At 46.3% G+C, this 10,370-nt stretch carries 12 protein-coding genes and 1 pseudogene; all 13 read left to right on the top strand.

All coding sequences use genetic code 11. From position 1 onward, the window contains the following. Positions 1 to 249 (top strand): annotated as a pseudogene (locus BG32_RS09170) (branched-chain amino acid ABC transporter permease); the annotation flags it as partial. A gap of 12 nt (positions 250 to 261) precedes the next feature. Beyond that, positions 262 to 1,020 carry an ABC transporter ATP-binding protein gene (locus BG32_RS09165; RefSeq protein ID WP_121526722.1) on the top strand — a complete coding sequence of 253 codons (759 nt, stop codon included), beginning with the start codon at positions 262 to 264 and terminating at the stop codon, positions 1,018 to 1,020. 2 nt (positions 1,021 to 1,022) lie between these two features. Further along, entirely contained in the window at positions 1,023 to 1,739 is a 717-nt protein-coding gene (locus tag BG32_RS09160) for an ABC transporter ATP-binding protein (protein ID WP_099772955.1), read from the top strand. A 1-nt stretch (position 1,740) separates the two neighbouring features. Then, positions 1,741 to 3,006, top strand: coding sequence for a lactate racemase domain-containing protein (locus BG32_RS09155; protein ID WP_121526721.1), 1,266 nt, complete (start codon positions 1,741 to 1,743; stop codon positions 3,004 to 3,006). Further along, entirely contained in the window at positions 2,987 to 4,240 is a 1,254-nt protein-coding gene (locus BG32_RS09150; RefSeq protein ID WP_121526720.1) for a LeuA family protein, read from the top strand. The genes BG32_RS09155 and BG32_RS09150 overlap by 20 nt, the downstream gene beginning before the upstream one ends. After that, positions 4,237 to 4,623 carry a hypothetical protein gene (locus tag BG32_RS16555; RefSeq protein ID WP_259459642.1) on the top strand — a complete coding sequence of 129 codons (387 nt, stop codon included), beginning with the start codon at positions 4,237 to 4,239 and terminating at the stop codon, positions 4,621 to 4,623. Before BG32_RS09150 ends, BG32_RS16555 begins: the two co-directional genes overlap by 4 nt. Further along, positions 4,572 to 5,276 (top strand): butyrate kinase, encoded by a 705-nt coding sequence (locus BG32_RS16550; RefSeq protein ID WP_310793883.1) that lies wholly within the window; start codon positions 4,572 to 4,574, stop codon positions 5,274 to 5,276. Before BG32_RS16555 ends, BG32_RS16550 begins: the two co-directional genes overlap by 52 nt. Positions 5,277 to 5,286: 10 nt before the next feature. Beyond that, positions 5,287 to 6,189 carry a phosphate acyltransferase gene (locus BG32_RS09140; RefSeq protein ID WP_121526719.1) on the top strand — a complete coding sequence of 301 codons (903 nt, stop codon included), beginning with the start codon at positions 5,287 to 5,289 and terminating at the stop codon, positions 6,187 to 6,189. Between the two features lie 10 nt (positions 6,190 to 6,199). Next, positions 6,200 to 7,030, top strand: a complete 831-nt coding sequence (locus BG32_RS09135) for a sugar phosphate isomerase/epimerase family protein (RefSeq protein ID WP_121526718.1) — start codon at positions 6,200 to 6,202, stop codon at positions 7,028 to 7,030. After that, entirely contained in the window at positions 7,027 to 7,752 is a 726-nt protein-coding gene (locus BG32_RS09130; protein WP_099772960.1) for a GntR family transcriptional regulator, read from the top strand. Before BG32_RS09135 ends, BG32_RS09130 begins: the two co-directional genes overlap by 4 nt. 2 nt (positions 7,753 to 7,754) lie before the next feature. After that, complete coding sequence (locus BG32_RS09125; RefSeq protein WP_121526717.1) at positions 7,755 to 8,054, top strand: UxaA family hydrolase; 300 nt, start codon at positions 7,755 to 7,757, stop codon at positions 8,052 to 8,054. Between the two features lie 9 nt (positions 8,055 to 8,063). Beyond that, complete coding sequence (locus BG32_RS09120; RefSeq protein ID WP_099772962.1) at positions 8,064 to 9,239, top strand: UxaA family hydrolase; 1,176 nt, start codon at positions 8,064 to 8,066, stop codon at positions 9,237 to 9,239. Continuing rightward, positions 9,236 to 10,339 carry a M20 family metallopeptidase gene (locus BG32_RS09115; RefSeq protein WP_099772963.1) on the top strand — a complete coding sequence of 368 codons (1,104 nt, stop codon included), beginning with the start codon at positions 9,236 to 9,238 and terminating at the stop codon, positions 10,337 to 10,339. The genes BG32_RS09120 and BG32_RS09115 overlap by 4 nt, the downstream gene beginning before the upstream one ends. The last annotated feature ends 31 nt before the right edge of the window (positions 10,340 to 10,370 follow it).

Below are 10,370 nucleotides of genomic sequence, written 5' to 3'. Positions count from 1 at the left end.
TCAAATTTCGTCGCCATGGCCGTCGTGGGCGGTCTTAGACACATGAGTGGTGGAGTTGTTGGCGGAATAGGTCTTACGCTTCTTCCAGAGTTCCTGAGATTTGGAGGCTGGGAGAATTACTATCTAATGGTCACTTCTCTAATAGTGATTGTCATCGTAATATTTATGCCTATGGGACTTGGCCCTATCCTAGAAAGCTTATTCAGAAAGGTTTTCAGGATAAAGAGAAACAACACAAAGACGTTGTAAGGTGGGGTGAAAATGGACATTCTCAGAACCGAAAATATGACCAAGAGATTCGGAGGAGTTGTGGCTAACAATGATCTGTCAATAGGGATTCCCGAAGGCGAGATCACAGCTTTAATCGGTCCCAACGGCTCTGGCAAAACAACGTTCATTAATGTTGTAACGGGAGTACACCCTATCACAAGTGGAAAGGTATATTTCAAGGATCAGGACATAACGGGGATGGAAGTAAACAGGATTAGCAGGTTGGGTATTGCGAGAACCTTCCAGAAGATTCGACTCTTCGAGAATCTCTCAGTGATTGAGAACGTACTTGTTGCCAGAAAGTCTTTCTACAAATCCGGCCCTTTGAGCGTAGTTCTAGGAACTCCGAGTTTCAGAAAGGAAGAAAAAGAGAACAGAGAAAAGGCCATGGAACTTTTGAAGCTCGTGGGTCTTGAGGATAATGCTTATGATTCCCCGAAGGGCATGGCATATGGATTACGGCGTTGTCTAGAGATTGCAAGAGCTTTAGCTCTGGAACCTCAGTTGATCTTCCTCGACGAGCCTGCTGCAGGAATGACTAGAGATGAGTTCAAAGTGATAATGAACCTGATGATGATTCTCAAAGAGAAAGGTATAACGACTCTGCTCGTGGAACATACTATGGACTTCATCAAGGCTGTGGCTGACTGGGTATATGTTCTGAACTTTGGCCAGATAATCGCCAAAGGTACGTTTGATGTTATAGAAAAAGATCCGCTTGTTCTCAAAGCTTATCTGGGGGAGGATTAATTATGACTTTGCTTGAAACGAGAGACCTATCCGTCTCCTATAATGAAGTTCCTGCTCTCAGAAGAGTATCTATTAAGGTGATGAAAGGAGAAGTTGTTTCCGTGCTAGGCCCAAACGGAGCGGGAAAGACAACTCTCTTGAAGAGCATCTCTGGACTGGTGAGTTCTGAACCCGGCAGCAAAATTCTACTGAACGGCGAGGAGATCCAGCATCTTGCGCCCCACAAGATTACTAGACTTGGAGTTATTCACGTTCCGGAAGGAAGACAGGTTTTCGCGGAGCTCTCCGTGCAAGAGAACCTCGAAGTCGCCGCCACCAGAATCGGGCTTTCTAAGGCTCGTCCAAACATTGAGAGAGTTTATGAACTCTTTTCCGAGCTCAAATCTAGAAAGAACCAGATGGCAGGTACTCTTTCCGGAGGTGAGCAGCAAATGCTTGCTATAGGAAGAGCGATCGTGTCCGATCCGGTAATTATGATGATCGACGAACCATCCATGGGTCTCGCGCCGGTAATCGTCAAAAGAATATTCGAGACCCTGAAGAAATTTGTCAAGGATACTGGCCTTACGATGCTGATAGTCGAACAGAACGCAAAGCTTTCACTTCCAATGAGCGACAGAGTCTACATAGTCTCTCAAGGTCAAATAAAACTTGAAGGCTCGGTTGACGAAGTGAAAAGCGACGAGCGAATCCGCGAAATGTACTTTGGTGGCAAGTAAGATGGAGTTTTCTTTAGATTATAGAGAAGGGAGAAGAGTCAGGTTGGAAGTGCCCGCGGGTCAAGTAATACTTCCCGCGATTTCCGCTGAGCCGGCTGAAGCCGGAAGCTCCTTGACCGAATCGATTTCAATGCCGATCGGCACTGCTCCACTTATTAGTCTCGCGGAGTCAGCAAAAAGTATCGTGTTTATTGTGGAAGACCACACGAGGCATTCACCCGTACTGGAAACTCTGCACCTTCTAAGAAAACTCTTCGAAAGCCGCGGAATTTCGTGGGACAAAGTTTCTCTCCTTGTCGCTACCGGAACCCACAGGCAGATGAAACCCGAAGAGCTTCAAGAAAAGTTCGGAGTTTTCTCTTCAGATACAAGGATCGTTCAGCATAAAGCCGAAGAGACTGCCAAGATGAAAGATTTCGGGGAGTTTCTTGAGGTACCGATTCAAGTAAATGAAGCCATAGAGGCCGACCTCACAGTTGGAATTGGTTCCATTGTTCCTCACAGATTCTCCGGTTGGTCGGGAGGGGCAAAGATAGTCCTTCCGGGAGTCGCCTCATATGAAAGTGTCTTCAAATCTCACAGAATGGCAATATTGAAAAGCAAGGCAGACGTGGGAGTATTTGAAAATGAATTCAGAGAGCTGATAGACGAAACCGGAAGTCGAGTGGGGCTTGATTTCATTATAAATTTCTACTACGATATTAACGGATCAACTGCCGGGACCGTTGCGGGGAACCACGTGCTAGCCCTAAGAAAAGGGGTAGAGCTCGCTAGAAAGAAGCTTCTTCGGCAGTATCGCGAAAGGACAGATGTTACGGTCATTTCTTCCTTTCCTTCTGTAACTGATTTCTGGCAATGCGGCAAGGCTCTGTACACGTCGGACTTGATTACCAAAGATGGTGGGGATATCGTTATGGTTTCTTCACTTGACGAGGGTTTTGGAGACCACCCCCTTTTCGCGTCTCTCTTGAAACTTGAGGCAAATGAAATTCTAGAGAAACTCGATATGATAACTACCGAAGATCCACTCGCTTATGTAGCGGCTTACGCCGTAAGAAAAGTACTGCAAAAGAAGAAGGTTCACATTGTCAGCGACACAAAGTTTGCTGAGGAATTTGATGAGCTAGGATTACGAGTAAATTCAGATATTCAATCTGTAGTTGACCGATTGATTTGTCCCGGCAAGAGTGTTTCTGTCCTTCAGAACTCACTCGTGCTGCCAGAAATAACTACTGAGGAGGTATATCATGAAACCAAAAGACCTTGAGTACATGAAACTAAACGGGACGCCTTACTTCGACGATTCCCGTTGGGTCTGCCCGCTAAACTACGAAAACAAAATAAGGGGAAAAGACGCAAAAGACAGTATCTACATACACGATGTCACTCTCAGAGACGGTGAACAAACCTGTGGCCTTACATGGAACGAGGATCAGAGGGTAAGAATAGGGGTTGCACTTAACGATCTAGGTGTCAAATCCATAGAGGTGGGAATGCCGATTATATCGGATGAGAACAAGAGAGCAATAAGAAGGCTAGTCGATATGAAGCTTGACTCAGAGATTGTTCCCTTTGCAAGGTCTTTGAAAAAGGACATAGATGAGTCTCTTGATTGTGGTGCTACCCGGGTGGTTATTGAGCACGCAGTGAATCCTTATGACAATGAACTCGTGTATGGAGTCTCCCCCGAAAAGCTCGTGGACAGAGTAGTTTCGGCAATACTTTACGCAAAGGAACAGGGCATGAAGCCTACTTTCATGGGATGGGATGCGACAAGATCTTCACTCGACTACGTTCTGAAGATATTCACAGAAGTGGCGAAGCAGGCGAAGCCAGAAAGCATGGTCTTCGTAGATAGTTTTGGTGTCGCTTCACCGTTCGCTATCGAGTTCATCTTCACTGAACTGAGAAAGGCTATTCCCGATATTCCCTTTGAATTCCACGTACACAACGAATTTGGCCTTGCAATGGGATCTGTCTTTGCCGCCGTAAGAGCCGGCGTATCGGGCATTCATAGCTCAATAAACGGACTTGGCGAAAGAACCGGAAACGTGGCCACCGAGGAAGTGGCTGCCGGTCTTAAGCTGCTAATGGGCATAGATACCGGTATTGATCTCTCGAAAATCGGCTACACTTCAAGACTGGTTGAGGATATCTCGAAAATTCAGGTCGCAAACAACAAACCCGTCGTAGGCAAGCGCCTTTTCTGGGTTGAATCAGGCATTGTAGTCGATGCAATAGACAAGTTGAATGAAGCGGGAATAAATGCAGCAATGACTCCGTACCTGCCTTCGTTGGTCGGTATGGGAGAAATACAGGTCAAACTTGGTGCCTTCAGCGGCCAGGCAAGCATAAAATACTGGCTGAAGAGACTTGGAATAGAGGCAAGTGAAGACCAAATTGAAGAGCTGACGGAAATCGTTCGAAAAGAAGGCCGTATTAGAAACACGGTTCTTGAGATCGATGAATTCAAGAGGATAGTGGGAGACTTCATGAAATGAGCCTGATTCTTGTAATAAATCCGGGGTCCACATCAACCAAGGTTGCGGTCTTCAGGGATACTGAAGAAGTATTCAAAAAGACTATTCCACTTGATGACGACATGCTTGATCTTCCTCTCTTTCCCGATCAGTATACAATAAGGAAGCGACAGATTGTAAAGGAACTTGATTTAAACGGGGTGAGACCTTCCGATTTAGCCGCCGTCGCAGCACGGGGCGGTCGGCTGAAACCTCTCGAGTCAGGCGTATATAGGGTTAATAAAGAGATGGTTGATGATGCCAGGCGCGGACTCCAGGGAATACACCCGGCAAACACAGCAGTAGTCATAGCATCAGAAATGGCCGAGGAGTTTGGAATCCAGCGTTCACCGTTGACCCGATAAGTGTTGATGAACTGGCCGAGTGGGCGAGATACACGGGAATAAACGAAATAAGAAGAAATTCACTTTCGCACGCGCTGAACATGAAGGCTGTTGCGAGAAAAGCAGCGACAAAACTGGGCAAGAATTATGAAGATGCCAAGCTTATAGTTGCTCATCTTGGAGGTGGATCCTCGGTGAGCGCTCATTCGAATGGGAGGATGGTCGATCTCTATAATAGCGATAAAGAGGGACCCTTTTCTGTGGAAAGAGCCGGCGCATTACCCTCCCATGAACTGGCGGAGTTTGCTCGAGAGAGGGATGACTATCTGGACTACCTAACTCACCGGGGAGGACTATTCTCTCACTACGGAATGCGCGACGTCGAAAGTATAGCAAGAAGGGTAATGAAAGAAGAAATCGACAGCGCCCCTCTAGAAGCATATATCTATAATATCGCCAAGTATTCTTACAGCCTTCTAGCAGTTTTTGATGGATTTCCAGATGCTCTTGCCTTGACAGGTGGCGTGGTGAAATGTGATTACGTAAGGGAGAGGCTTCTTTCCAAACTCAAGGGATTCAGAGTTCTTCTCTTCCCTGGCGAATACGAGATGGAAAGCCTCGCTGAAGGAGTCTATAGAATCATTAACGGATCTGAAGATGCTCTGGATTACTGAGGTGAAAGAGATGATTAGTTCCCTTTCCGTTTTTATGCATAAAGTAAAAGATCTAGACAAAAAAATAAGGATACTCTGCGTTCAACCACATGATAAATCAATCGTTGAAGCATTAAGGTCGATCGCCGAATCGAACAGCAACATCGAAGTGACTATGTACGGTAGTTTTGAAAAGATAAGCGAGATTACACCAGCAGAATTCTTGAAGGAGGTTGAAATAGTTGAAGGTGAGACGGAAGAGGAAAACGCATCACGAGCGGCAGCCTCGGTAAATGGGGAAACGCCAGCCGTCTTGATGAAGGGAAACATTAATACGGCGGTGTTTCTAAGAACTTTATTCAGGAGCGAAAATGTAAAGACTGCCGGTAGGTTGATAAGCCATATATCCTGTATGGAGATTCCAGAGCACCCAAAACTACTCTTCATAACGGATGGAACGGTAAACGTAGCTCCTGATCTGAGAGAAAAAGCTGAGATACTTCGAAACGCGGCAGGTTTTGCGAGAACGATAGGCCTGAAGTGTCCTAAGATTGCAGTGATTGGTATCAACGAGAGAATATCGGTAACTAATAGAGATCTCATTGAAGCGGCCGCACTTTCGAAAATGGCCGAGAGGGGTGAGTTTGGAGAATGTCTTGTGGACGGGCCAATGCCTCTCGATACGGCTCTGAAAAAGGAGGCGGCCCTAAATAAGGGGATCCAGTCGGAAGTGGGAGGGGATGCCGATATTCTAGTCTGTTCAAATCTCGAATCGGCGGCAAATCTTATAAAGGGACTTGTCCATCTGGGCAAATCGAGAACTGCCGGACTGCTTCTAGGAACGGGATTCCCAGTCGTTCTCACTTCGAGAAGCGACGACGAATTTGCGAAAATGGCGTCTCTTTCTATGGCAATTGTCAGCGCAGCGGGATGAGGTGAGCTTTATGGCAGTGAGTTTTATGGTAGCCAATGACGATATTCCGGCCGGCGCAAAGGTTACCGGCCTGACGGGGAGGCTTGAAGAAACGATTCCGGCGTTGGTCGAAGCCGGGTTCAGATCCTTTGAACTTATGATTGCCGATCCAGGCAAAGTAGACATAGAGAAGGTCAAACGTCTAGAGAGGGAGCACTCCGCAAAATGCATATTTCTCTGCACCGGGGAAATGGCAGGAACGGCCGGTCTCTATCTGAATCATATCGATATCAATGAGAGAAGAAGAGCTGTCGATTCATTCAAGTCTGCGGCGAGAAAGGCTTATGAACTGGGCGTAGATCTAAATATCGGAAGACTGAGAGGTGTTATATGGTCGGACGGCCTTCAGAAGTCCCTCGACCGGCTGGCCGAGTCTCTTACAGAGATCGATACTTTCGTTAAGAATGAACTCGAAGGGCTTTCAGTTTTAATTGAACCTCTCCGGAAGGTGGTCTGCCCGATTCTGAACAACTGTCAAGAAGCCACCGATTTCTTCGAGACGAGAGGGCTTAGCAGTTATGGTATTCTCGTCGATTCGGACCATTTTGATGAAGAGGCGGATCCTTTATTTGTGAGCTCGAATATTGGATTAGTGAAACACGTTCACCTTGCCGATTCCAATCACAAACCTCTTGGGCAGGGAACAATAGATTTTCACAAATTCCTTAACTTGTTGACACAATCCGGGTACAGAAGAAACTTCAGTGTAGAGGTCTTCTGCGATGAAGATCAGATTGAAACCCTGAATGAGACCAGAATCTTTTTGAGAGAGTTGTCTCTTCTCAAGGAGGGATCGCTTTGAATAGATCGGCAGACACAAACCATTTTCATGGAATCCAATACCAACTTTACAGATCGATCAGAAACAGCATAGTAGAGCTGGAAATTCCCCCAGGTTCGAGGCTTACGATAGAGCGTCTGAAGAGAATCTACGGAGTTTCTTCAACTCCAGTTAGGGGGGCTCTCCACAGACTAAAGGAAGACGGTTTGGTAGCACCTGGAATTGCAAAGAGTTTCTACGTTAAGGAGATTCTTGAAGAGGATGTGAGGAAGCTTTTCCCAATAAGACTTGTGCTGGAGAAGCTTGCGTTGAGTGAATCGATTTTTCGCATCGATAGGGAAACGATATCTAACCTAATAGTGAGAATGCGGAAACATCTTGCGGAACCGGAAGAAACAAAGAATAACGTCCCATATGACATAGATTATAGGTTGCACAGAGAGATTTTGAGCAACTGCAACAATGAATACCTGATTGAAATGATGTCCAAAATTTCGATTCTTATTACGAGAATGCGTAACGTTATAAAGTACTATCTTCTTGAACAACAGAAGGATTGGATTATCTGCGAAATGGAGGAACACTTCAATATCGCTCAAGGAATTCTCGAGGGAGACCTGGAAAAGGCCTCGAACGCACTGGAAACTCATTTGATACATTCAATGGGTATGATTTGTTCTATTCTAGGATCAAACAACGTTGAATATGCTGCTAGAGGAAGCTTTGTTGAATTGGAGGATTAACGATGAAACAGGCCATCATGCTATCTGTTAATGACAATGTCGCCACGGTGCTTGAGACAGTCGCTAAAGGCGAAGAGATCCAGGTGAAGGGCACCTCTCAAGTGGAAACGATAGTTGCAAAGGAAGAAATTCCTTCCGGACACAAAGTAGCCGTTAGAGACATCAGAAAGAAAGAGAGAATAATCAAATACGACAACAAAATAGGTGTAGCAACTTCAGATATAGCTACTGGCCAGCATGTTCACATCCATAATGTTGCTAGTGAAAGAACCGAGATCAAAGAGGTAGGTGAACGGGCTTAAGCCGAAACCATGGAGACTTTCAAGGGGTACCTAAGAAGTGATGGAAGTACAGGGGTCAGGAACCACGTTTTAGTTCTGCCAAGTGTTCTCTGCTCGGCAAATGTTGCAAGAAGAATTTCGTCCGCAGTTCCCGGATCGGTTGTGGCAAGCCATAACCAAGGCTGCGCACAACTTGGCGACGATTTCAAACAGACCAGAAGGGCATTGATAAATACTGCTCTGAACCCGAACATAGCCGCCGTTCTCGTAGTCGGACTAGGATGTGAGAGAGTCTCTCCTCACGAGCTTAGAGACATAATTCAAGACCATGGCAAACCTGCCGAGCTAATCATGATCCAAGATTATGGAACCGTTGAAGCAATAGAAAGAGGAATAGCGATTGTAAAGGATATGGTGAAGGAAGCTTCAAGAATCGAACGCAAGGAACTCCCACTGTCATCGCTCATACTGGGAATGGAGTGCGGGGGGTCTGACTTCTCATCAGGTCTTTCCGCCAATCCTGTGGTAGGCCAGGTCGCCGACATTTTGGCTGAAAAGAAAGGAAGGGTAATACTATCTGAAACCACTGAACTTGTAGGCGCGGAGCACTTGCTCTTCGAAAGAATGTCTGATGAATCCATGAAGCAGCGGTTCACCAAAATGCTCCAGAGAATGATTGACGAAAGTCTCAAGAATGGTCGTGATGTAGTTGACAAAGAGAACGTTCCTAACAACATCTCTCCCGGAAATGTCAGGGGAGGTTTGACTACTCTCGAAGAAAAGTCTCTCGGAGCCATGATAAAGGGAGGTAAAGTCCCCATTGTTGATGTAAAAGAGTATGGTGAGACAGTTGATGCTGAACCCGGTCTTTATCTTATGGACACTCCAGGATATGACGTTGAATCCGTTACTGGTATGGTGGCGGGCGGAGCAACAGTCGTGCTCTTCACAACAGGGCAGGGGACCCCTACCGGCCACGCGATAGCCCCGGTCATAAAGATTACTGGAAACCGTCAGACCGCAAAAAAGATGAGTGACAATATCGACTTCGACTGCAGCGCGATCATCTATGGGGAGGAGACTCTGGAAGAGAGCGGAAGGAAGTTGTTCGATCTTGTATTAAGGATTGCAAACGGTGAACTGACAAAAGCAGAGGTTCAGGGACAGGACGATTACTCGATCTGGAATGTGGGAATCAAATTATGAAATTGAGCGATAAGGAACTTGAAAAGCTTCTGCTAGATCTTTGCAGCACAAATACAACAAATCCTCCTGGCAACGAAGATCGAGCCGTTGAGATTCTCCAGAGAGTGCTTGTCGACAGGGACGTTGATATTGAGATACAGAAAGTCGCAGAGAATCGTTCAAATGTTGTCGCAAGACTTCAAAGAGACCCGGCCTTACCTTACCTTCTCCTGTCAGGTCACATGGACGTAGTCCCGGCTGGATCAAACTGGGACTCGGATCCCTTTAGGCCTAAACTTGTGGACGGTAAGTTGTTTGCCAGGGGCTCGACAGACATGAAGGGTGGATTAAGTGCCCTTACTGTCGCTTTAATAGATCTTTCTGAAGACAGCGATTTCTCTGGGAATGTTGCGCTCGTCGCGACGTGTGATGAAGAAGTCGGCTGCTCCGGGATACGCCATTTTCTCGAGCATCAACCCTTTGACGTTTCAGGCGTAATCATTGGGGAGCCTACCTCCTTGAGACTAGCGACCGGTGAAAAGGGGGCGCTCTGGCTTAAACTGAAATTCAAAGGCAGGTCAGCGCACGGTTCGCAACCGCAAAGCGGAATCAACGCCGTTACGAGGCTTTTCAGTTGCTACACTGAGCTCTCCCATGAACTCGGTAGAATCGAAGGACTTACGGAGAGTTTAAACATGATTCGAGGCGGATCAAAAGAAAATACCGTTCCTGACGAGGCCGAATGTGTTATCGATATTCGTTTTGAAGGGAACACCGATTCTTCAGAAGTTGTCTCTCTGGTGGATCGCGTTCTAAGCAAATACAATCAATCAGAGCGAATCGTATTACTCAGCAGGGAGTCTTTCTGCTCTTCCGGCAATCTTACAGAATCCGTTAAAGAAGTGCTTCAAAAGAAGGCTATGAACGCAGAAGAGCTCACGATGACCTATTTTACTGATGGCGCCTTCACTGCATCGCAGGGGATTGAGACAATAATACTGGGTCCCGGAAGCCCATCGATGGCACACAGATCAAATGAGTATGTTGAACTTGAAGAAGTTCATAAGGCCCGCGCGCTGTATGTAGAAGTAGCAAGGAACTACTTTGAAAGGACAAGATAATTATGGGTAGACCCGTAGCATATGAAAACCT

Origin of the sequence: Mesotoga sp. HF07.pep.5.2.highcov (assembly GCF_003666285.1) — a bacterium.
GTDB classification, from domain to species: domain Bacteria; phylum Thermotogota; class Thermotogae; order Petrotogales; family Kosmotogaceae; genus Mesotoga; species Mesotoga prima.
Note: the sequence above shows the minus strand (reverse complement) of the source record. Positions and strands in the feature narration are given on the sequence as shown.